Raw genomic sequence first — 20,880 nt, forward strand, 5'->3', positions numbered from 1 at the left:
GCCAAGCAGTTTACGCACCGCGATAAATCCCGCAGGGATTTACGCTTAACGCGGGGTGGAGCAGCCCGGTAGCTCGTCAGGCTCATAACCTGAAGGCCGCAGGTTCAAATCCTGCCCCCGCAACCAAACAATTCCTGCGACCCACACCAAAGCCCCCTCGTGGGGCCTTTTGCGTTTTAAGCCTACAAAAGCCTCAGTTCGCACGGCAAATGCCCGCCCAACTATCGATCGCGTTCCTCAAACCCGCGACCAACCGCGATACGGCAACCGGAGAAGAATTGGCGCGGGATTGTATGCTGATGCCTACTTGATCCTGTTCTGTAGCCGCTGGGCAGCGTTCGGCGTGGACGATGTTGCGCGGGGTGGGGCTGCCGCGGCTTCCGCCTGTAGGAACGTGGCGATTTCGGCAAGCAGCATGAGTTCGGTCGCGGCGTGGGCTGGATCCCCCGATAGATTGACGGTCTCCTGCGGGTCGGTCTGAAGGTCGAACAACTCCCGCTCGCTCGCTCCTCCGCTGGTATAGAGCGTCAGCTTGAAGCGCTGGTCCCGCGCCATGGTCGCCCGCATCGGCGGATCCCAGAAACTGCCGCTGTCGTTGACACCGGAGTTGCGGTAGGCGCAGATCGCGCTGCTGCGCCGCGCCGCATTCCGTGATGCCATGACCACCAGATCCTCGCTTTCCGGGCAGGATTGCGTATCGAGGCCCGCTGCTGCGAGGCACGTGGCTGCCACGTCGCGGCCTTGCGCAAGCGCGGTAGATCGGGTGCCGGCGTTGACGTGGCCCGGCCAACGCAACAATAGCGGCACTCCGACGGTAGGTTCGTAGAGTGCGACTCCCTTGACGAAAAGCCCGTGATCGCCAAGCTGGTCGCCATGGTCGGATATGAATACGACCAGCGTGTCGTCGGCCATCTCGGCTTCGTCCAATGCCGCCAGAACGCGGCCGACCTGTACATCGAGGAAGGCAATGGAAGCGGCATAACCGAGACGGATCCGGCGGATCTCCTCCGGAGAGAAGTCTGAGAAACGTCCGAGATAGGAACCCTGCTGCTCCTGGCGGACACATCCGGGCTGTATCGTGCGCGAAACGACCGGCTCGGGAATCCTCGCCGCATCTATGCAATTTCCGAAGGCGAGGGGGTAATCCTCATAGGGGTCGTGAGGGTCGAACAGGCTCATCAGGCAGAAGAAGGGCTGCTTCTCTGCTTTCATCGACTGGATGAAGGCAATGGTCCGGTCAGCCGCCCACTTGCTCATGTGTTGCGCTTCGGGGTGATGAAGTTCCTTTCGGCCGTTGCGCCGGAGGGCGGCGAGGAAATCCGGCGCCGTCTCGCGAAGCCAGGCCGCATAGCCGTTGAAGGGGCTCCCGATCGAAACCGATGGCTCGATACACCATTCGTAGATGTCGAAACCGTCATGCGGATGGCGTTGCCGTTCTTCCTGAATACGGCTGCTGACATGCAGTTTGCCGAAAAGCGCGGTCCGATAGCCGGCCTCCCGCCGCAGCCGTTCGGTAAACAGCACTTCGTCCGGCGGCAGGTTGTCATGCACCCGCTGGACCGCATGATCCGGCACGGGCTTGCCGGTGAAGATGCTCGCCCGGGAAGGCGTGCAGATCGGGTTGTCGACCGTGCAGTGCTCGAATACCGCTCCGGCTCGGCCCAGCCGGTCGAGGTGAGGTGTCGGAATCCAGTCGCAGCCATAGATGCCGAGCGTGTCGCGACGCTGCTGGTCGGTCATGATCATCAGGATGTTGGGTCGTGTCACGATGCCACCTCGACGTTTCAGAGCATGATCTCGGGAAGGGCGATCCTGGCCTTCTCACGCAGTGCGGAAACGACCGACGGATCGATCCAGCGATAAGGCCGACGCAGCCGGGTGCCGATCTCCGCCCATCCCCCGATTGCAGCCAGGAGCTTGTCCAACGCCGCGTTGGAATATCCGTGCACCCTGGCAAATGGCGCTATGTGGTCATCCAGGAAGGTGCGCAGCCGCTGCTCGATATCAAGCGCCCGGTCGATATCGCCAGCCATCGACGCGGTCCATCGTTGTGCTCCGGACGGGCTCAGGCAGGCAACGTTGGAGAATGCCCCGACCGCAACGCCCTGCTGGACGCCTGTCGCAAGATGATGCCCCGGGACATAAATTCCCCACGCATCGAGATGCTTGCGGGCCTGATCGTACCAGGACGCATCGCCATCCCCAAGCTTGATACCCACGACTTGCGGTACGCCTGAAAGGATTGCCGCCAGTTCCTCCGGGGCAAAGACGCGCTTGGCATGCGGCGGCTGGTAAAGCACCAGCGGCACCGGACCGGCGGCGCCAGCGGCCATCTGCAGGAAATCGGTTGCCTCCCCCGCCGTCACCGGCCACCAGTCGGGAAGGATCACCTGGATTGCCTCCGGCTCAAGCGCCGCCGCCCGGCGCACCCGGTCCAGCGATATGCGGGGATCGGGCTGACATGCACCGATGACGAATGGCATCGCTGCAGCACTGCAGCGGTCTGCCAACACTTGTTGAATCCGGTCGAACTCCGCTTCCGTCTGGTTGTGGAATTCGCCGGCGGTGCCGTTCGAGTAGATGCCGTCCACCCTGTCGGCAATCAGTCGGTCGATCGCATTGGCCAGACGCGGGAAATCGATGGAATCGTCTTCATTGATCGGCAGCAAGAGCGTCGCCCAATTTCCGCGAATGCGGCCCCAGCGGTCATTCCGCCGCTCAAACTTCGTGGTTGCCACACTCTACCTCCCCTTTTTCTGAAGCCGAATCCATCCCAGCGGGACCCGTTCAATCGCTATCTGGAATTTATCGACTTGCAAGATATCCTATAAGTCGATATACCTCAATCATGTTGATTGTCGAAATATGCATGGAGCAGTGTTGGCCAAGCCCATAAAACCTCTGGAGCGCCCGCCGCTTCTGCATGTCAGCGTGCAGGAAAGCCTGCGCAGCTATATCGAGGACAATGACCTGACGGCCGGCGCGGCTCTGCCGCCGGAGACTTTCCTGGCGCAGCAATTGGGCGTGGGGCGCAATTCGGTTCGCGAAGCGATCAAGGCGCTGGAATCCGTCGGTATCCTCGAAACGCGGCGCGGCATTGGCGTTTTCGTCAAGGAATTCTCGTTCGCGCCGCTTCTGGACAATCTCGCCTATGGGCTGCAGGCGTCGCTGCGTGATGTGGAGGAATTGCTGGAGATCCGTCGCGTACTGGAGACGGGCCTCATCGACAAGACCATCGAAATGATCAGCGACGAGGACGTGGCCGAGCTTCGACGCCTTTCCGATCGCATGCGCCAGCGCGCTGAGCGCGGCGAAAGCTTCGCCGAGGAGGACCAGCAATTTCATCAGCTTCTGTTCCGTTGCCAGAACAACAAGATGCTGAGCGCACTGATCGATATCTTCTGGTCTGCCTTCTACAAGGCTTCGGGCTTCGCAAATCTCGCAAGTCCCACGCCCCTGGCGACCTGGCAGGATCACCACGAGATCGCGGAAGCCGTGGCGGCGAGAGATGTCGAAGCGGGCCGCAAGCGCCTGAGCGCACACTATTCCGGCATCCGGAAAGTCATCGCGATCAACCGGCCCGAGGAGGTCGATCCGGTTTAGCGATAGTCGAAATATAAAGGAGGAGGAGAGCATGCATCGACGGAATTTAGGTCGCCTTCTGGCGGCGGGAGCTTTGCTTTTTGCCACGACTGCCGCAATGGTGCCCGCGACGGCCCAGGCGCAGACGGGCAAGACCATTGTCGGCGGGTTCGACGTGGGTCCAGGCGGTTTCCAGGGTAATTTCAACCCGCTGACTGCAACAGCCGGCTTCACCTGGCTTAATACCTATTTCGAGCCGCTGGTCATCTACACATCCGATCTGTCGAAGCTTACCGGCGCTCTGGCTTCTGAGTTCGCCCTCGGTCAGGACAACCTGACATACACGTTCAAGCTCGCCCAGACGAACTGGCATGATGGCACGCCTTTCACCTCGGCCGACGTCAAGTTCACCCTCGAGCTTGCCAAGAATGCCGAGAGCGGCAGCATTTTTGCCGCGCGGCTTGCCGATATCGCATCGGTCGAGACGCCGGATGCGCGCACGGCAGTCGTCAAGCTCAGCAAGCCGAACTCGGCATTCCTTTCCGTTCTGTCGCAGCTGATGATGCTGCCGCAACATGCGCTGTCGTCTGTGAACGTCAAGGAGGTCGCCAAGAGCGCGTGGTGGTCCACCAAGCCGGCCGGAACCGGTCCGTTCAAGTTCGTGAAGCATGTCAGCGATCAGTATGTCGAACTGGCTGCCTATGATGGCTATCGGGGCGGAAAGCCGAAGGCGGATCGGCTGATCAACCGCTATTTCGCCAATCCGGCGGCGGCCGTCGCGGCCCTCAGGGCAGGGGAGATCCAGTTCACCTTTGCCGAACCCGACGACGCCAAGACCTTCAAGGGCAATGGCGGTTTCCGGGTCATCGAGGGCGATTCCTATGTGGTGAACTATATCGGCTTCAATCACCGCGCCGGAATCTGGAGTGACCTTCGCGTTCGTCAGGCGGTCATGCACGCTATCGACCGAAACGCCATCGTCTCAAGCCTGTACGGGGGTGCAGCCAAACTCGCCAACTGCGGTTATGTCGCGCCGCAGCTTCTTGCGAAGGATATGGCCGATTATGCCTACAATCCGCAAAAGGCAAAGGACCTGCTGGCGGAGGCGGGCTGGGAGAAGATCAACGGCAGCAAGCCGATCCCGTGGCTGACCTACTACAATACGCCGCAGGTCGCCAACGTCATGGCGGCGGTGCAGGCCATGCTGGCGCAGGTCGGTGTCAACGTGGTTCCGCGCGCGCTCGACGTTCCGAGCTACAACGGCATCGTGCGAAGCGAAAAGTGGCAGGATTTTCCGCTGGTCTATGCGGGGCTGCAGAACGGCCCCAATCCGGGATCGCTCAATGTCGGGCTGAATGCCGCACAGATACCTCCGTCCGGCAACAATATCATGCGCGTCGAAATGCCTCCGCTGACCGATGGGTTGAATGCGGCGATGGGGGAAACCGATCCGGCCAAGGCCGACGGCAGGTGGCAGAAGGTCTGCAAGGAAATGAATGCCGCGCTTCCCTGGGGGCCGATGTGGGTTGCGAGCCGCTACGGGGTCGTGTCCAGCAAGCTCAAGGACTTCTTCTGGACGCCCGCTCCAGGTGGCGGCCCGTTCGTCTCCCACCCTGAAAAATGGGATTTCGCTCCTTGATGCGCCCGTGAGCCGGGATGCGGTCTGGTGAACAAGCCCGACCGCATCTCCTGCGGACCCTGTTGGTGAAAACATGCTGCAATACATCCTTCGCCGTACGGCTGTCGGCCTGCTGATGTTGCTGGCCCTGACGGTTCTCATCTTCATGTTGCTGCGGCTGACGCCCGGCGATCCGATCGATGCCTACATCAATCCGTCTGTCCCGATTTCCGCGTCCGATCTGGAGATGCTGCGCACCCGGCTCGGTCTCGAGCGGCCGCTGCCTGTGCAATATTTCGCCTGGCTCGGCGCGGCCCTGACGGGGGATTTCGGCTATTCCATCCAGTATAACGGCGAAGCGGTGCTGCCGCTTGTCTTGAGCCGCATCGGTCCGACGATCCTGCTGATGTTCAGTGGGCTTGTCATCTCAGTGGTCGTCGGCATCACAACCGGAATCTTTGCGGCCGTCCGCCGCAACAAGCTGGCCGATCTTTCACTTTCGACGGTGGCTTTCGTCGGAATTTCAAGTCCGGCTTTCCTGACGGCCCTGCTCGGGCTCTACGTATTCGCGGTCAATCTGCGCTGGGTGCCGGCCGGCGGCATGTCGACGCCGGGCGCGCCTTTCTCCGTCGGAGACTTGCTGGCGCACCTCATCCTGCCCGCCGCCCTGCTTTCGATCGGCCATGGCGCATTGATCATGCGCTACATGCGCTCCTCCCTGCTCGAAGTTCTGTCGCAGGACTATGTGCGCACGGCGCGCGCCAAGGGCGTCCGGGAGTTCTGGGTCATCGTCAAACATGCGGTCCGCAACGCCTTGCTGCCGGTGATCACCCTGATCGGCTCCACGATCGGCATGGCCATCGGGGGGGCGATCTTCATCGAGAGCGTGTTCGACTGGCCGGGCATGGGCCTGCTGATGGTCAACGCCGTCGTCAGGCGGGATTACCCGGTCATCATGTGCGCTACGCTGCTGACCGGCGCCTGCGTCATCCTGGTCAACCTGCTCACCGACATCGCCTATGCCGCTGTCGATCCGCGCATCAAGGTGGCATAAGATGGCGAGCTTGACACATGCCGGCTCCGCCGGTCCCATCCGACGCGCACTTTCCCGCTTTTTCGAGAACGGCGCGGCCGTGGTCGGTTTGGCCATCCTGATCCCGATCCTGGTCCTGACGCTCACTTACGATCTCTGGTGGCTCTACAAGCCCAACGACATCGACCTGCTGGCGATGAACCAGGGGCCGTCGGCGGCCCATTGGCTCGGCAGCGACGGCGTAGGGCGCGATATCATGGCGCGGCTGCTGCAGGGCGGGCGGATTTCGCTTCTGGTGGCGACGGTATCGATGGCGATCTCCACGTTCCTCGGTTTCTTCCTCGGGGCCATCGCCGGCTTTGCCGGACGTTTCGTGGATGGCGCCACGATGCGGTTCGTAGATCTCGCGATGACCTTGCCGCCGGTCATTTTCCTCCTGGTTCTCGCCTCGATCGTCGGCAGCGGCATAATGCCGACCATCTTCGTGATTTCGCTGCTGTCGTGGCCGGTTCTGGCCCGCATGGTACGGGCCCGGTTGCTGGAACTGCGCGAACGCGACTTCGTCGTGGCATCCCGGGGCATGGGTGCCGGCCTCTGGCACCTGCTGATCCGGCATGGTCTGCCCAATACGATCGATATTCTCGTGGTCTACGCCACCCTGCAGGTGGCAAGCGGGATCCTGCTGGAGGCCGGTCTCTCATTCCTGGGTCTTGGGGTCACGCCCCCGGAAGCGAGCTGGGGCAATATGCTCAATGCTGCCCGCGCCACGCATGTGCTCGAAAATTACCCCTGGCAATGGATGTTTCCGGGCGGAGCGCTCGTCTTGACCGTTCTCGCCATCAACTTCGTGGGCGATGGGCTTCGCGATGCCTTCGATCCACGCTCCGAACTCAAGTGAAAGGTTGAACATGCCTCTCTTCACCGGCGTCATTCCGCCCGTCGTCACCCCGCTCACCACGACTTTCGGGGTGGATTATCCTTCCTTCACGCGCGTCATAGACCATCTGCTCGATGGTGGCGTGCATGGCCTGTTCGTTCTCGGGTCCACCAGCGAAGTTGTGTTCCATGACGAAGCCACGCGCCGCAGCGTCATCGAACATGCCGTCGAACAGGTGCGCGGCCGCGTGCCCGTCCTGGTCGGCGTGATCGACCCCACAACCGAGCGCGTGATCGCTCATGCAAAGGTGGCGCAGTCGGCGGGTGCCGACGCGGTTGTCGTCACGGCGCCATTCTATGCTCGGACAAACCAGGCCGAGACCATCGATCACTTCCGCTATATCCGGGAGGCGGTCGACATGCCGGTTATCGCCTATGACATCCCTGTCTGCGTCCACACCAAGCTCGAACGCCGGACCACCGTGACGCTTGCCCGTGAAGGCACGATCGTTGGCGTCAAGGACTCGAGCGGCGATGACGGCAATCTTCGTTATGTCATGGCAGACACGGCCGATCTGCCGGATTTCTTCGTCATGACGGGATCCGAGATCGTCGCCGACAGCGTCGTGAGCATGGGCGCGCACGGCATCGTGCCGGGCCTCGGGAATGTCGACCCGCACGGTTATGTCCGCCTGTGGAACCTCTGCCAGGCGGGTGATTTTGCAGGTGCGCGGCTGGAGCAGGAACGGCTGTGCCGGCTTTTCGAGATGGTCTGGGTCAGCCTGGGCCGGACCAGTGCGGGCTCGGCCGGAGTGGGAGCCTTCAAGACCGCGATGCGCAGGCTTGGGGTCATCGACACCAATGTCATGGCCCGCCCGCAACGATCCCTGAACGACGAAGAGGCGGCCGTCATCGACGGCATCCTGCGGCAAACCGGCCTTCTGGATTGACGATGAGTGCACAGCCGATCCTCGAAATTTCCGGGCTCAAGACGGTGTTCCGCATCGGCGATCGGGAGATCGTCGCCGTGCGGGACCTCAGCCTTGCCGTGGCGACGGGAGAAACTGTGGCGCTGGTTGGCGAATCCGGCTCGGGGAAGTCGGTGACCAGTTTGTCGATCATGGGTCTTCTGCCGCGCGGCGTTGGCCGTATCGCTGCGGGTACGCTCCGGTTGAAGCGCAAGACCGGCGAGGTCGTCGAACTGCAGACTATTGGCGGCGACACCCTGCGCCGGGTGCGCGGCAATGATATCGGCATCGTCTTTCAGGAGCCGCTGACCAGCCTCAATCCGGTTTTTACGATTGGCGAACAGATTGCCGAACCGATCCGTATCCATATGGGCAAATCCCATCGGGAGGCCTTGTCGGACGCGATCCAGCGGCTGGAGGATGTCGGCATTCCCGATCCGCGCCGACGTGCCCGGCAATATCCGCACGAACTCTCCGGCGGCATGCGGCAACGAGCGACCATTGCGATGGCGCTTGCTTGCAATCCGACGCTGCTGATTGCCGACGAACCCACGACGGCCCTCGATGTCACCATCCAGGCGCAGATCCTCGACCTGCTCGGACGGCTGCAGAAGGAGCGCGGCATGGGCATGTTGTTCGTCACCCACAATCTCGGGGTCGTTGCCGAGATCGCCGACCGCGTGGCCGTCATGTATGCCGGTTCGCTTGTCGAGACCGGCAGCGTGGCGCGGGTCTTCTCCCATCCGCGTCATCCCTATACCAAGGGGCTGATGCGTTCGGTGCCGCAGCTTGGAACCGCGACGCTTCTCAGGGAGGCGGGCACCCCGCTGCCGACCATCGCAGGATCGGTTCCGAGCCTCATGGACCTGCCGTCAGGCTGTCCTTTCGCTCCCCGCTGTCCCTACCGCATAGAGGCCTGCTCGGAAGCCTACCCGGCGTTGGCAGACGCCGGCGAGGGCCAGTTCAGCCGCTGCATTCGATGGCAGGAGATCTGACCGATGTCACAGGAATTTCTCCTCGAAGTGAACCGGCTGGGCAAGGATTTTGCCCCGGTGGCATTTGCCCGCGGACCGGTCGTCCGCGCCGTCCAGGATGTCTCCTTCAACATCAAACGCGGCGAAGTCGTCGGACTGGTTGGAGAATCCGGCAGCGGCAAGACCACCATCGGCCGCATGGTCGCGCAACTGATCGAACCTACCTCCGGCAGTATCCGTTTTGAAGGTTCGGAAACGACGAGCCTGACGCGCCGCGAACTCCGCAGCCTGCATGCGCGGGTCCAGTATATTTTCCAGGATCCCTTCGCCAGCCTCTCGCCTCGGATGACGATCGGCGAGATCCTCACGGAAGGGCTGGATATCCAGCGGATCGGCAGCAGATCGGAGCGGGCCGCAAAAGCTGCCCAGGCCCTCGCCTCGGTAGATCTGCCGCCGGATGCGATTTCCCGCTACCCGCACGAGTTTTCCGGCGGCCAGCGCCAGCGCATCGGCATCGCCCGGGCGCTGACGCTTGCGCCCGAGCTGATCGTCGCCGATGAACCGGTGTCGGCGCTCGACGTGTCGATCCAGGCGCAGATCGTCAATCTGCTGCGCGATCTGCAGATGCGGCTCGGCCTGACCATGCTGTTCATCGCGCACGATCTCGCGGTGGTCGAATATGTCGCCGATACGGTAATCGTGCTCTATCTCGGGCGGATCATGGAAATGGCGCCGAGCCGCGAGCTTTATGCCAGCCCGCAGCATCCATACACGCGCGCCCTGCTTTCGGCTGTTCCGTCGCCCGACCCCTCGCGGCACGCGAACCGGCAGATCCTCAAAGGCGACATCCCAAGCCCCGCCAATCCCCCAAGCGGCTGCGTCTTTCGTACCCGTTGCCCGGTTGCGATCGAAGCCTGTGCGGGCGTCGTGCCGCCACTCAGGGAAGGGACGAAAGGACACTTCAAGGCCTGCATCCGGGACGATTTGGGTTGATCCGGCAGAACGACGTTGCTGCGTGCGATGAAAAGCATGCTTTCGAACTGGCCGTAAGCCCTATCCGGGCCGCCGCACCGCGCGCACCTTGCCACTGCTGCCGCCGCCGCAGAAAAATTGGCCGGCGCCATCGGATTCCAGACCCGACACCCCTAGTCCCAGCGGCATTTCGAGCGTTTCCAGCATGTTTCCCGTTTGCGGATCGATGCGCCTCACTTCGCCCTCGTCGCCTTCCCAGACGCCATGCCAGAGTTCGCCGTCGACCCAGGTGACGCCGGTGACGACGCGATTGGACTCGATGGTACGAAGGATCTTGCCCGTATCGGGATCGACCTGGTGGATCTTTCGGCCCCGATATTCGCCGACCCAGAGGGTTCCTTCGGCCCAGGCGAGCCCGGAATCGCCGCCATTCCCGGGTGCCGGTATCGTCGCGAGCACGCGGCCCGTCTTCGGGTCGATCTTCTGGATACGATCCTCGGCGATCTGAAACAGGTGCTCGCCGTCGAAGGCAGTCCCCGCATGCGCGGCGGCGTCGATCGAGCGCACCGTCTCGCCGCTCGCCGGGTCGAGGGCGTTCAGCTTGTCCCCCGAGGCAAACCAGACGTGCCGGCCATCGAAGGTGACGCCATGCACGTCATTTATCCCAGGGAAGGGCCCGTATTCTCGGATTATTTCGGCTTGAGATTTTTTCATGCGCTCATCCTAATCGTTCGGGAGCGGACTTGGGAGTAACAAGATTGTCGGGAACCCCGGCACGGAGGGAGCCATCCACCGACGCGCCCGCCCCTGGCCGAACCATTGCACCTTGCCGGCTGCCAAAAGCTGGTCCAGCGCCCGCTGCACGGTGCGGGAACTGGCTCCAAGCGCGATCGCCAGAGCCGAACTGGACCAGGCCTCGCCGTCCGCAAGAAATGCGAGCACCGCCGCATGCTGCTCGTCCACAGGCGGCGCCAGTACGACGACTGCTCCATCTCCGCGCGGCGACAGCGTAAAACCTCTCTTCGTCGCCGTGACATTCGCCAGCGTCTGAAGCTCGAGGCGCAGCCGGCCAATTTCCACCCGCAGCCGGGCGCGATGCGATTCATCCGCGTGCCTGGCTCGAAAGGCGCGGTAGAGCAGCGTGGTTCTCGGTACGTCGCCCGGCCAGGCCTCACCCAGGGCGCGGGCAAGCGCGAACAATATCGGCCGCGACGAGAGCGCTACCTGCGTGTCGCCGATCCGCACGACGTTGCGGCATGCATCCACCACGAGCGCGCCCGAGGCGAGGATCGTTTCGACTTCCTCCAGCAGGATCGGACGTTCGATCCCCCGCGCCACCAGCCGCGCCGCAGACGTTTCCAAGACAAGCGCCGCGCCTTCGACCTCTGCGGTCAGCGGGGGGATGTCGGCTTCCCGCGCTGCCTGCCCTGCGCGCGCGAGCGCGGCGCGGGCCACCTTTATCCGCAGCCGCCGGAGCGCGACGCCTGCAACGACCAGTTCATACGCAGCTCTCGATGCGGGCGGAAGCGGAGGTGGGTCGAAGGCGGCGAGCCTGTGCTCGGCCTCATCGAGACGGCCGATCAGCAGCAGGCGCCGGATCTCCAGAGTGAACGCATGTGCGGCGTTTACCCTGTCGCCATGCGCTTCGAGTGTTGCCCGCGCGGCGTCGAGGGCCTTTACAGGCCAGGCAAGATCGCGGGAGACGAGCGCGATCTCCGCCTCGGCAACAACACATCTTGCGCGCGCCATCGTCTCCTTGGGGCCGAACGCACGAGTGGCGCGCTTGAGCAGGGCCTTTGCTCGGACGAGATCGCCGAGCTGCGCCATGGCGATGCCTCTGAGGGCGAGCGCAGCCGCATCGTCGCGTAGCGCCACCCGTTTCAAGGCGCCAAGGGGATCACCCGAGGCGAGCGCACGCGCCGCGGCGGTGATCAGCGAGTCCATCGGAATCCCGTCACACTTGTCACTCTCACCATTCGATATCCGGCCCTAGTCTATCCCTCGACCATCAAGCTGCATTCCAACAAACAGGAGGTTGATATGCAAAATCAAGTCGTTTCGCCGAAAGAATGGTTGAAGGCTCGCCTTGATCTGCTCGCTGCGGAGAAGGAATTCACCCGCCAACGGGATGCGCTGACGCGCCGCCGGATGGCGATGCCATGGGAAAGGGTCGCAAAACCCTACCGGTTCGAGGGACCGGATGGCGAGCTTTCGCTGGCGGATCTTTTCGACGGCCGCTCGCAACTGATCGTCTATCATTTCATGTTCGGCCCCGATTGGCAGGAGGCATGCAAGTCATGCTCCTTCTGGGCCGACAATTTCAACGGCATCCCGGTTCATCTCAACCACCGCGACGTGACCTTCGTCGCCGTCTCGCGGGCTCCGCTTGCCAAGCTCGACGCCTACAAGAAGCGCATGGGTTGGAACTTCCCGTGGTTCTCTTCACATGGCAGCGATTTCAATTTCGACTATCAGGTGTCGGTGAGGCCGGAAGATCTCCCCAAGGGCGTGGCCTATTACAATTACAAGGTCCAGCCGAGCAACGCATCCGAAGAAGTGGGCATCAGCGTCTTCTACCGGGATGAGAGCGGCGAGGTGTTCCACACCTATTCCTGTTACTCGCGCGGCGTCGACATGCTCAACGGCGCCTACCATTTTCTGGATCTCGTGCCGAAGGGCCGCGATGAGGACGACCTTGATTACCCGATGGCCTGGGTGCGCCGGCACGATCAGTACTGAGGCAGGCCTCGGAAGAACAGGCAGGCTTCGATCGGAACCGGAGCCGGCCATCGCGGACCTGTCCGGACAATAGAACTTTCTGACAAACCGGAATTTCCGGGCAGCGCGGTCAACATCGTTGACGCGATGGCTGACTGCCGGGTGCCACAAACGGAGACGAACATGACCAATCTTCAATATCGATGGGTAATCGTGGCGGCTGGCGGCCTGCTTGGCTGCCTCGCCATCGGAGCGATGTTTTCCCTGCCCGTTTTCCTCCTGCCCATCGCGCGCGACACCGGATGGTCGGTCACCGGCGTCTCGAGCGCGATGACCATAGGATTTGTCGCGATGGCATTCGCCAGCATTGCATGGGGCAGCCTGTTCGATCGGTGGGGGCCGCGTCCCATCGTTTTTGCCGGCTCGGTCCTGCTTGCCGCCAGTCTCGCATCGGCAAGCCTGACGACATCGCTGGTGGCCTTCCAGCTCATCTTCGGGCTCGCCGTCGGCACGGCGATCGCGGCAATCTTCGCACCGATGATGGCCTGCGTCACCGGCTGGTTCGACACGCATAGAAGCCTCGCGGTCTCGCTGGTTTCGGCCGGCATGGGAATGGCGCCGATGACCATGTCGCCCTTCGCGGCGTGGCTCGTGTCGATCTACGACTGGAGAACATCCCTGCAGATCATCGCCATACTGGTGGCCGTCGTGATGATCCCGGTTTCTTTCCTCGTCAGGCGTGCCCCAGTTCCGAAAGAAGGCGATGCCGCTGCCCCCGCCGACGGCGAACTTCAGTCGTCCATGTCGACGGCGCAGGTGTTGAGATCGCCGCAGTTCATCATCCTGCTGCTTACCAATTTCTTCTGCTGCGCCACCCATTCGGGCCCGATCTTCCACACCGTGAGCTATGCGGTGACCTGCGGCATTCCGATGATAGCGGCCGTGTCGATCTATAGTATCGAAGGACTGGCGGGCATGGGCGGGCGTGTCGTCTTCGGCATTCTTGGAGACCGGTTCGGCGCCAAGCAGGTTCTCGTTCTCGGCCTGCTGGTCCAGGCTTTCGGGGCGCTGGCCTATGTTTTCGCGCAGGGGCTCGGATCGTTTTATACGGTCGCCGCGCTGTTCGGCTTCATCTATGCCGGCGTCATGCCGCTCTACGCGGTGATCGCCCGCGAGAACTTCCCGATGCGGATGATGGGCACGGTGATCGGCGGAACGGCAATGGCCGGCGGTCTGGGCATGGCGACCGGCCCCCTGGCCGGAGGACTGATCTACGACACGCTCGCCAGCTACACCTGGCTCTATGTCGGTTCCTGGGGGATCGGGATCGGCGCCTTCCTGATCGCCTTGACCTTCAAGCCTTTTCCGAAGGGTCGACAGGCGGTGCCGGCCCTCGACGCCGCCTGATACCCCGGCGAGCAGCATTGATCCCGACGAGGCAAAGGCAGCGCGGGATATCGGCTGCGAGGAGATGGAAGACCCTTTGCGACGAAGGCGCCTTGTTTTTTGCGATCGGCGTTCTCTATAGATGAGGACGGCGAGGTTTTTTCCGAATGCAAAGCAATGAGATCGCGGCTCTGGTCAATCGCGTGGCGATGGGTGATCGCAAAGCGTTCGCGTTGTTGTATAATGCGACGAGCCCGAAACTATTTTCGATCTGCCTGCGTATCTTGAAAGACAGGGCCGACGCGGAAGAAGCGCTCCAGGAAATCTATGTCAGGGTATGGCAGCGCTCCAGGACTTTTGCCGTGGATACCGGTTCGCCCCTTGCTTGGTTGGCGGCGATCGCGCGCAACCACGCGATCGACATCCTCCGGGCCAGGAAGCCTGTCACGGAGAACCTTGACGATGCTTACGACCTTGCCGACGACGGCACGCTCGATCCCGAACAGCAGGTGGCCAATGCGGATGAAGGCCGGCGCATCGACAGGTGCATGGAGGAGCTCGACTCGGTGCATGCGCGTGCGGTTCGACGTGCCTATGTGGAAGGTTTAAGTTATCTTGAACTGGCGGAAGATTTGAAGGTGCCGTTGAATACGGTGCGCACGTGGCTGCGCCGGAGCCTTCTGAAATTGAGAGAGTGCATGGAGCGATGACGTCGGGCGAACAAAGTCAGGGCAGGCGGCCACAGGACGAGATCCTGGCCGGCGAGTATGTGCTCGGCGTCCTGTCGCTCGAGGCCCGCCGCGCCGTGGAGCAGCGGATCGCCAATGACCGCGCTTTTGCCCGGATCGTCGAACGATGGCAGGCGGACCTTGCCTCATTCAACGAAGACTACGAGGACGTGGCGCCGAATCCTGCGATTTTCGGCCGGATCGAAACGCGGCTCTTCGGCCCCGCCCGGGCTGCTCCGTCCTCATGGAGTCTGTGGAATTCCGCGCTGTTCTGGCGACGGCTCTCATTCGCCACGACGGCGGTTGCGGTGGCTGCCGTCGTCTATGCATCGGGCGTGATCCCACGTCCGCAGGGATATGCGCCGCTGGTGGCGGAATTGTCCTCGACCGATAGCCAGATCAACCTGCTTGCCTCCTACGATGCTGGAAACGGGCGTTTGCGGATCGTACCGGTCGCGGCCGGCGGACGCGAAGAGAAGTCGCTGGAGCTCTGGCTGGTGCCCGGAAGCGGCGACCCGCTGTCTCTCGGCGTCTTTGAGCCGGATCAGGCAGGAGAGCTCGTGATACCTGCGGATCTGCGTCGCAACCTGACCGAGGGCGCGACGCTTGCCGTCAGCTTCGAACCGTTCGGCGGCTCGCCGACCGGTCTGCCGACCGGTCCGGTGGTGGCGAGCGGCGCTACCCGCAGGCCTTGACGCCGAAGCTGAAGGTCACGCCGTAGTCTCGCCGATATCCCAATAGAGCCCGGCCATCATCGCGAGCCCCTCGCGGACGATCGAGATCGGCAGGTGTTCGTTCGGCGCGTGCTGCAGGCAGCCCGGATAGGAGTGGGGGATCCAGATGGTCGGGAGGCCGAGCAGATCCGAGAAAATGTTGTTCGGCAGCGAGCCGCCGAGATTGGGCAGGATCGCCGGCGGGGCGCCGACGGTTTTTTCAATCGAAGCGGCAACGTGCCTGACCCATGGATGATCGGGATCGAGACGGCTGGCGGGGAAAATCGCGTCCGTCGGATCCTTGACCACGACGCGGTCGTAACCTGCATCCTTCAGCGCTTTGCGGACGGCCGGGACAACGGCATTCGGATCGACGCCGACAGGGAAACGAAGCTGCATGCGGGCGCGAGCTTTCGGTGGGATGGCGTAGAGCGGCTGGGCGAGGTTGCCGCATTCCATCTCCATCACCTCGAAGGAACTCCAGGCAAACACTTTCTCCTCCGGCGTCAGGCCCGGCTCGCCCCACCAGGGCTCGATCGGCGGATCGCCGGCGGCGGGCGTGATGTGGCAATGCTTCAGTGCGGCACGGACGTTTTCCGGGATCGAACCCGGCGTCATCTCGGGCACCTTGATCTGGCCGGTGCGGCCGACCAGCGCGGTGATCGCGTGGCAGAGTTCTATGCCCGGGTTGGAGAGGATGCCGCCCCAGTTGCCGGAATGCTGAAAACTTTCGCGGGCATCGATCTCCAGATGGAAGGACATGCCGCCGCGGGCGCCGAGGAAGATGGTCGGGCGGTCGAGCGCGAGGCGCGGGCCGTCCGAGGCGATGAAGACGTCGGCCTTCAGCTCGTCCCGATGTGCCGCGCACATTTCCTCCAGTCCCAGTGACCCGGACTCTTCGCCCATCTCGATCAGGTATTTGAGGTTGAAGCCGAGCGAACCCTTCGTCGCGAGCAGCGCCTCGACGGCGGCAAGGTTCACCGCGTGCTGGCCCTTGTTGTCCGCGGTGCCGCGGCCATACCAGGCGCCGTTCCTCTCCGTCATCTCGAAGGGCGAGAGACCCGTCTCCCATTGGCCGTCGAGACCTGTGACGACATCGCCGTGGCCGTATTGCAGGACGGTGGTGAAGCGCGGGTCCTCGATGCGTTCGGCCAGCAGGAAGGGGCCGGGAGCTCTATCGTTTTCATAGATCTTCGTCGTGAAGCCCAGCCGCTCGAAAAAGGGCTGCATGTCATCGGTGACGTAGCGCCAGAGGTCCGGTTTGTTGGCCGCGACACGGCTCGCGGACGGGATCGCCACGCGCCGGCGCAAGGTTTCTTCGAACGAACCGTCATCGAGATAGCCGAGGGCGTTGTCTATCGTTGCTTGGCGGGAGACGGTCGTCATGGGGCATCCTTGAAATTCAGGCCATCTTGACCTGTGCGGCTGGCGGAAAGACCGTCGCGTTCGACAGATCAAGGTCGAAATGACAGCGGAACATGCCGCCGCTCTCGGTCGCTTTCTGAGGCGGCGAGGTGTTGCGGCAGATCTCCTGCGCGAACGGACAGCGGGTGTGGAAACGGCAGCCGGCGGGCGGGAAGGCCGGGTTCGGCAGCTCGCCGGCAATCGGGTGCAGCGAGCGGTCGCTGGTATCCATGTCCGGCGCGGCATCGATCAGCAGGCGGGTATAGGGATGGCGCGGCTTGCGGAACAGCTCTTCCGACGTCGCCTCCTCGACCAGTTCGCCGAGATACATGACGCCGATCCGGTCGGCCATGATGCGTACGACCGAGAGATTGTGAGTAATGAACAGGCTGGTGAGATGGAGGTTCTCCTGCAGGTCGCGGAGCAGATTGAGAATCTGCGCCTGCACCGAAACGTCGAGCGCCGAAGTCGGTTCGTCGAGAACCAGGAAGTCCGGTTCTCCGGCAAGCGCCCGGGCGATGCAGATACGCTGCCGTTGGCCGCCTGAAAATTCCTGCGGGTATTTTTCCGCGTCCGCTGCGGAAAGGCCAACCTGGACCAGCAGTTCGTCGACGCGGGCGCGGATCGCGGCGCGGCCCTGGCGGAGCTTATGCACCCGGATGGGCTCCGCGATGATGTCCTCGATCGTCCAGCGGCCGTTGAGCGAGGAATAGGGATCCTGGAAGATCATCTGCAGGCGCGGCTTGTTGCCGGATGCATTCGGCGGAAAGCTGATCTCGCCGGATGTGGGCGCCATCAGGCCGGAGACGAGGCGAGCGAGCGTGGACTTGCCGCAACCGCTTTCGCCGACCAGGCCCATGGTCTCGCCATGGCGGACGGTGAGGCTGACGTCGCTGACGGCCTTGGTGCCGCCGCTCTCGCTCTTCTTCAGCCGTTCGATAAGGCTCTGGTTGCGGCGGTAGACCTTGCTGACGTGATTGAGGACGAGGAAATCGGAAGCGCTCATGCGGGCACCCTTTCCAGCGGATGGAAACAGGAAAAGGCGGAGCTTTCCTGGCGATAGAGCGGCGGTATTGTCGCACGACAGTCACCCTCCGCCCTGAAGCAGCGCGGGTTGAAGGCGCAGCCGGGTGGAACCGCACCAAGTCCCGGCATGGCACCGGGGATCTGGTCGAGCCGCATCTCGCCCGTGGCGGACGGCATCGGCGTCGCGCGGATGAGGCCGCGCGTATAGGGATGTCTAGGCGCATTGAAGAGCTCGCCGACCGGGCCGATCTCGGCGACGCGACCGGCATAAAGCACCGCGACACGATCGGCCATCTTGGCGATGACACCAAGGTCGTGGGTGATCAGCATCATGCTAACATTGCTTTCGCGGTGCAGGTCGCGCAGCAGTTCGAGGATATGCGCCTGCACGGAGACGTCGAGGGCTGTGGTTGGCTCGTCGGCGATGACCAGCACGGGGTCGGCGCAGAGCGCCAGGGCGATCACCACGCGCTGCCGCATGCCACCGGAAAGCTGGTGAGGGAAACGCTTGAATTGGACGTCCGGATCGGGCAGGCCGACGCGGTCGAGCCAGTCCAGTGCCCTTTTCCTCGTCTGGTTGCCGCCAAACTTCAGATGCGCCTGGATGGTGTCGCAGAGCTGCTGGCCGATCGTGATCACCGGGTTGAGGCTGGTCATCGGGTCCTGGAAAACGAAACCGATCCGGCCGCCGCGCACGCCGCGCATCGCCTTTGGGGAAAGCTGGTCGAGCCGTTCCCCGGCAAGGGTGATGGTGCCGCCGGTGCGTTTCAGCGGCGGCACGAGAAGGTCGATGATCGCCGCGCCGGTGATCGACTTGCCGGCGCCGGATTCTCCGACGATGCCGAGCACTTCGCCGGGATTGACGAAAAAGGAGACCTTGTCGAGCGCGGTGACCAGTCGCCCATCGCGATTGATGGTGACGGTGAGGTCGCGGACGTCGAGGAGGGGAGTGGCTACGTTGATCATGAGCGGCCCCGCAGGCGCGGATTGTAGACGTCGCGCAGATGGTCGCCGAGAATGTTCACCGAAACGACGAAGAGCACGAGGATCAGGCAGGGCCAGACCGAAATCCACCATTCGCCCGACTGGAGGAAATTGTTGCCGTTGCGGATCAACGTGCCGAGCGATGGCGAGGTGACCGGAATGCCGATGCCGAGGAAGCTCAAGGTCGCCTCGGTGATGATGGCGATGCCGAGATTGATGGTGGCGATGACCAGAACCGGGGCCATGACGTTCGGCAGGATATGCAGGACGATGATCGCGACATTGCTGCGGCCGGTGATGCGGGCGGCGGAGACATAGTCCTGGTCGCGCTCGATCATCACGGAGGAGCGGATGGTGCGGGCATACTGGACCCAGAATGCGATGCCGATCGACATCACGACGATGGCGATCGCGGTGCCGACGCTGCGCTCGGTGCCGAGCGCTGCCCGGGCCGCACCGTCGATGATCATCGCGAGCAGCAGGGCCGGATAGGCAAGCTGCACGTCGGCGACACGCATGATGAAGGCATCCACCTTGCCGCCGACGAAACCGGCGATCAGGCCGAGGCTGCCGCCGAGGACCAGGCCGATGGTGACCGACAGGAAGCCGACGATGATCGAGGTGCGCATGCCATAGGCCATGGCGGTGATCAGGTTGCGGCCCTGGTCATCGGTGCCGAGCGGGAAATCGGGAGAACCGTCCGCCATCCACGCCGGCGGAATGAAACTGTCCAGCACCGACATGCCGGAGAATTCGAACGGGTTCAGCGAGAACAGCGGCACGACGAAGGCATAGACCAGCAGGGCCAAGATCGTGACGGCACAGAAAGTGGGGCCTGGCGCCCTGCGCATGGCGCGCAGAAGCTTGGCGCCCCTGCTGCGGCGAGCCGGGCCGGCTGCCGGGATGTTGACGACTGGCGTCATGATTGCCTCCTCAACACACGGGCGTCGATCAGCGGATAAAGCAGTTCGACGATCAGATTGATGACCATGAAGACCAGCCCGACGAAGATGAGATAGATGGCGATGACCGGAATGTCGGCACCCTGGATCGATTGCAGGAACAGCGAGCCGAGGCCCGGCCAGGCGAAGACGTTTTCGGTCACCACCGAAAAGGCGATGATGTTGCCAAGCTGCAGGCCGAGCATGGTGATGACCGGCAGCAGCGTGTTCTTGATCGCGTAGACATACCAGATGCGCGCTTCCGACAGGCCGCGGGCACGGGCAAAGCGGATGTGCTCGCTCTGGCCGACTTCCATCAGCTGGGTGCGCAGCATGCGGATGATGAAAGCGACCTGGAAGGTGGAAAGCGTCGCTGCCGGCAGGAGGATCGCCCGCCAGCCGGAGACGGTGAGAAGCCCGGTCTTCCAGAAGCCGAGATCGACCACCGTGCCGCGCCCGAACGACGGGAGCAGGCCGAGTTGGACGGAAAATACCGCGATCAGGAGGATGCCCACGACGAAGTTAGGAAGCGTGATGCCGGCCGTCGAGATCAGCATGATGAAGCGGCCGAACAGCGAATTCGGGTTGACGCCGCAATAGATGCCGGCCGGCACTCCCACCACGATGGTGATCAGCAGGCTGACGAAGGCGAGCTCGACGGTCGCCGGCAGGCGTTCGGCGATCAGGTTGGCGACCGGGTCCTGGGTGCGATAGGAAAAGCCGAAATCGCCCTGCAGCATGTTGCCGATGAAATGCAGGAAGCGCGTCCAGAGGGGCTGGTCGAGGCCGAGCTTGGCGATCAGTTCCAGCCGCTCGTTGACGGTCGCATCGGCGGAGAGGAGGGCCGCCAGCGGGTCGCCGATATTGGCGACCAGCAGGAAGGCGATGAAGCTGATCACCAGCAGGACGATGATCGTCTGCACGATCCGTGACGCGGCATAATTCAGCACGACAAAT

General features: G+C 63.0%; 20 protein-coding genes and 1 tRNA gene. 12 read left to right on the forward strand and 9 right to left on the reverse strand.

Translation table 11 applies throughout. The features are described from left to right. Nucleotides 1–49 precede the first annotated feature (49 nt). Nucleotides 50–126 (forward strand) — tRNA-Met (locus C5J22_RS29030). A 177-nt stretch (nucleotides 127–303) separates the two neighbouring features. Here C5J22_RS29030 and C5J22_RS29035 read toward each other — a convergent pair. Next, nucleotides 304–1,767: a sulfatase gene (locus tag C5J22_RS29035; RefSeq protein WP_172746816.1), complete on the reverse strand. Its 1,464-nt coding sequence runs from the start codon at nucleotides 1,765–1,767 to the stop codon at nucleotides 304–306. Between the two features lie 17 nt (nucleotides 1,768–1,784). Further along, nucleotides 1,785–2,738 carry a dihydrodipicolinate synthase family protein gene (locus C5J22_RS29040; RefSeq protein WP_245440579.1) on the reverse strand — a complete coding sequence of 318 codons (954 nt, stop codon included), beginning with the start codon at nucleotides 2,736–2,738 and terminating at the stop codon, nucleotides 1,785–1,787. Nucleotides 2,739–2,865: 127 nt separating this feature from the next. Between C5J22_RS29040 and C5J22_RS29045 the strand changes: the two genes are divergently transcribed. The 7 genes from C5J22_RS29045 to C5J22_RS29075 all read left to right on the forward strand — a co-directional run bounded on the left by C5J22_RS29045 (nucleotide 2,866) and on the right by C5J22_RS29075 (nucleotide 10,044). Then, entirely contained in the window at nucleotides 2,866–3,603 is a 738-nt protein-coding gene (locus tag C5J22_RS29045; protein WP_205837240.1) for a FadR/GntR family transcriptional regulator, read from the forward strand. A gap of 31 nt (nucleotides 3,604–3,634) precedes the next feature. Further along, nucleotides 3,635–5,221 carry an ABC transporter substrate-binding protein gene (locus C5J22_RS29050; protein WP_105441087.1) on the forward strand — a complete coding sequence of 529 codons (1,587 nt, stop codon included), beginning with the start codon at nucleotides 3,635–3,637 and terminating at the stop codon, nucleotides 5,219–5,221. A 73-nt stretch (nucleotides 5,222–5,294) separates the two neighbouring features. After that, a complete protein-coding gene (locus C5J22_RS29055) occupies nucleotides 5,295–6,254 on the forward strand; it encodes an ABC transporter permease (RefSeq protein WP_105441088.1) in 960 nt (319 codons plus the stop codon). Beyond that, nucleotides 6,220–7,131 carry an ABC transporter permease gene (locus C5J22_RS29060; protein WP_205837241.1) on the forward strand — a complete coding sequence of 304 codons (912 nt, stop codon included), beginning with the start codon at nucleotides 6,220–6,222 and terminating at the stop codon, nucleotides 7,129–7,131. The genes C5J22_RS29055 and C5J22_RS29060 overlap by 35 nt, the downstream gene beginning before the upstream one ends. Nucleotides 7,132–7,141: 10 nt before the next feature. Then, nucleotides 7,142–8,059: a dihydrodipicolinate synthase family protein gene (locus C5J22_RS29065; RefSeq protein ID WP_105441090.1), complete on the forward strand. Its 918-nt coding sequence runs from the start codon at nucleotides 7,142–7,144 to the stop codon at nucleotides 8,057–8,059. A 2-nt stretch (nucleotides 8,060–8,061) separates the two neighbouring features. Further along, on the forward strand, nucleotides 8,062–9,072 hold the full coding sequence (locus C5J22_RS29070) for an ABC transporter ATP-binding protein (protein ID WP_105405336.1): 1,011 nt from the start codon (nucleotides 8,062–8,064) through the stop codon (nucleotides 9,070–9,072). A gap of 3 nt (nucleotides 9,073–9,075) precedes the next feature. Further along, nucleotides 9,076–10,044: an ABC transporter ATP-binding protein gene (locus C5J22_RS29075; protein WP_105441091.1), complete on the forward strand. Its 969-nt coding sequence runs from the start codon at nucleotides 9,076–9,078 to the stop codon at nucleotides 10,042–10,044. A 60-nt stretch (nucleotides 10,045–10,104) separates the two neighbouring features. On the opposite strand, the gene C5J22_RS29080 is transcribed toward C5J22_RS29075, so the two are convergent. Both C5J22_RS29080 and C5J22_RS29085 read right to left on the reverse strand, forming a co-directional pair. Further along, nucleotides 10,105–10,737, reverse strand: a complete 633-nt coding sequence (locus C5J22_RS29080) for a PQQ-binding-like beta-propeller repeat protein (protein ID WP_105425723.1) — start codon at nucleotides 10,735–10,737, stop codon at nucleotides 10,105–10,107. A gap of 9 nt (nucleotides 10,738–10,746) precedes the next feature. Then, complete coding sequence (locus C5J22_RS29085; RefSeq protein ID WP_105441092.1) at nucleotides 10,747–11,967, reverse strand: helix-turn-helix domain-containing protein; 1,221 nt, start codon at nucleotides 11,965–11,967, stop codon at nucleotides 10,747–10,749. Nucleotides 11,968–12,063: 96 nt separating this feature from the next. Between C5J22_RS29085 and C5J22_RS29090 the strand changes: the two genes are divergently transcribed. The 4 genes from C5J22_RS29090 to C5J22_RS29105 all read left to right on the forward strand — a co-directional run bounded on the left by C5J22_RS29090 (nucleotide 12,064) and on the right by C5J22_RS29105 (nucleotide 15,550). After that, nucleotides 12,064–12,762 carry a thioredoxin family protein gene (locus C5J22_RS29090; protein WP_105441093.1) on the forward strand — a complete coding sequence of 233 codons (699 nt, stop codon included), beginning with the start codon at nucleotides 12,064–12,066 and terminating at the stop codon, nucleotides 12,760–12,762. A gap of 162 nt (nucleotides 12,763–12,924) precedes the next feature. Beyond that, nucleotides 12,925–14,148 (forward strand): MFS transporter, encoded by a 1,224-nt coding sequence (locus tag C5J22_RS29095; protein ID WP_105441094.1) that lies wholly within the window; start codon nucleotides 12,925–12,927, stop codon nucleotides 14,146–14,148. Between the two features lie 146 nt (nucleotides 14,149–14,294). Next, the gene (locus tag C5J22_RS29100; protein WP_105441095.1) at nucleotides 14,295–14,837 is read left to right on the forward strand and encodes a sigma-70 family RNA polymerase sigma factor; all 543 of its coding nucleotides are present in this window, start codon (nucleotides 14,295–14,297) and stop codon (nucleotides 14,835–14,837) included. Next, entirely contained in the window at nucleotides 14,834–15,550 is a 717-nt protein-coding gene (locus C5J22_RS29105; RefSeq protein WP_105441096.1) for an anti-sigma factor domain-containing protein, read from the forward strand. The genes C5J22_RS29100 and C5J22_RS29105 overlap by 4 nt, the downstream gene beginning before the upstream one ends. A gap of 15 nt (nucleotides 15,551–15,565) precedes the next feature. On the opposite strand, the gene C5J22_RS29110 is transcribed toward C5J22_RS29105, so the two are convergent. Genes C5J22_RS29110 through C5J22_RS29130 form a run of 5 tightly spaced genes read right to left on the reverse strand, consistent with a single transcriptional unit; the run spans nucleotide 15,566 to nucleotide 20,873 of the window. Beyond that, nucleotides 15,566–16,954 carry a M20 family metallopeptidase gene (locus C5J22_RS29110; protein WP_105441097.1) on the reverse strand — a complete coding sequence of 463 codons (1,389 nt, stop codon included), beginning with the start codon at nucleotides 16,952–16,954 and terminating at the stop codon, nucleotides 15,566–15,568. A 16-nt stretch (nucleotides 16,955–16,970) separates the two neighbouring features. Next, nucleotides 16,971–17,978 (reverse strand): ABC transporter ATP-binding protein, encoded by a 1,008-nt coding sequence (locus C5J22_RS29115; protein ID WP_105441098.1) that lies wholly within the window; start codon nucleotides 17,976–17,978, stop codon nucleotides 16,971–16,973. After that, on the reverse strand, nucleotides 17,975–18,964 hold the full coding sequence (locus tag C5J22_RS29120; RefSeq protein ID WP_105441099.1) for an ABC transporter ATP-binding protein: 990 nt from the start codon (nucleotides 18,962–18,964) through the stop codon (nucleotides 17,975–17,977). Before C5J22_RS29120 ends, C5J22_RS29115 begins: the two co-directional genes overlap by 4 nt. Continuing rightward, a complete protein-coding gene (locus C5J22_RS29125) occupies nucleotides 18,961–19,905 on the reverse strand; it encodes an ABC transporter permease (protein ID WP_105441100.1) in 945 nt (314 codons plus the stop codon). Before C5J22_RS29125 ends, C5J22_RS29120 begins: the two co-directional genes overlap by 4 nt. Further along, nucleotides 19,902–20,873, reverse strand: a complete 972-nt coding sequence (locus C5J22_RS29130; protein ID WP_046637975.1) for an ABC transporter permease — start codon at nucleotides 20,871–20,873, stop codon at nucleotides 19,902–19,904. The genes C5J22_RS29125 and C5J22_RS29130 overlap by 4 nt, the downstream gene beginning before the upstream one ends. Nucleotides 20,874–20,880 lie beyond the last annotated feature (7 nt).

The sequence above is a fragment of the Neorhizobium sp. T25_13 genome (assembly GCF_002968675.1).
In the GTDB taxonomy this organism is placed as follows: Bacteria; Pseudomonadota; Alphaproteobacteria; order Rhizobiales; family Rhizobiaceae; genus Neorhizobium; species Neorhizobium tomejilense.

What these genes read in the sequence shown, in the direction of transcription:
- C5J22_RS29105 (WP_105441096.1), top strand. Translation starts at nt 14,834, where the DNA reads ATGACGTCGGGCGAACAAAGTCAGGGCAGGCGGCCACAGGACGAGATC.
- C5J22_RS29115 (WP_105441098.1), bottom strand. Translation starts at nt 17,978, where the DNA reads ATGAGCGCTTCCGATTTCCTCGTCCTCAATCACGTCAGCAAGGTCTAC.
- C5J22_RS29110 (WP_105441097.1), bottom strand. Translation starts at nt 16,954, where the DNA reads ATGACGACCGTCTCCCGCCAAGCAACGATAGACAACGCCCTCGGCTAT.
- C5J22_RS29095 (WP_105441094.1), top strand. Translation starts at nt 12,925, where the DNA reads ATGACCAATCTTCAATATCGATGGGTAATCGTGGCGGCTGGCGGCCTG.
- C5J22_RS29090 (WP_105441093.1), top strand. Translation starts at nt 12,064, where the DNA reads ATGCAAAATCAAGTCGTTTCGCCGAAAGAATGGTTGAAGGCTCGCCTT.
- C5J22_RS29080 (WP_105425723.1), bottom strand. Translation starts at nt 10,737, where the DNA reads ATGAAAAAATCTCAAGCCGAAATAATCCGAGAATACGGGCCCTTCCCT.
- C5J22_RS29085 (WP_105441092.1), bottom strand. Translation starts at nt 11,967, where the DNA reads ATGGACTCGCTGATCACCGCCGCGGCGCGTGCGCTCGCCTCGGGTGAT.
- C5J22_RS29125 (WP_105441100.1), bottom strand. Translation starts at nt 19,905, where the DNA reads ATGACGCCAGTCGTCAACATCCCGGCAGCCGGCCCGGCTCGCCGCAGC.
- C5J22_RS29045 (WP_205837240.1), top strand. Translation starts at nt 2,866, where the DNA reads ATGCATGGAGCAGTGTTGGCCAAGCCCATAAAACCTCTGGAGCGCCCG.
- C5J22_RS29050 (WP_105441087.1), top strand. Translation starts at nt 3,635, where the DNA reads ATGCATCGACGGAATTTAGGTCGCCTTCTGGCGGCGGGAGCTTTGCTT.
- C5J22_RS29075 (WP_105441091.1), top strand. Translation starts at nt 9,076, where the DNA reads ATGTCACAGGAATTTCTCCTCGAAGTGAACCGGCTGGGCAAGGATTTT.
- C5J22_RS29065 (WP_105441090.1), top strand. Translation starts at nt 7,142, where the DNA reads ATGCCTCTCTTCACCGGCGTCATTCCGCCCGTCGTCACCCCGCTCACC.
- C5J22_RS29100 (WP_105441095.1), top strand. Translation starts at nt 14,295, where the DNA reads ATGCAAAGCAATGAGATCGCGGCTCTGGTCAATCGCGTGGCGATGGGT.
- C5J22_RS29060 (WP_205837241.1), top strand. Translation starts at nt 6,220, where the DNA reads ATGCCGCTGTCGATCCGCGCATCAAGGTGGCATAAGATGGCGAGCTTG.
- C5J22_RS29070 (WP_105405336.1), top strand. Translation starts at nt 8,062, where the DNA reads ATGAGTGCACAGCCGATCCTCGAAATTTCCGGGCTCAAGACGGTGTTC.
- C5J22_RS29055 (WP_105441088.1), top strand. Translation starts at nt 5,295, where the DNA reads ATGCTGCAATACATCCTTCGCCGTACGGCTGTCGGCCTGCTGATGTTG.
- C5J22_RS29120 (WP_105441099.1), bottom strand. Translation starts at nt 18,964, where the DNA reads ATGATCAACGTAGCCACTCCCCTCCTCGACGTCCGCGACCTCACCGTC.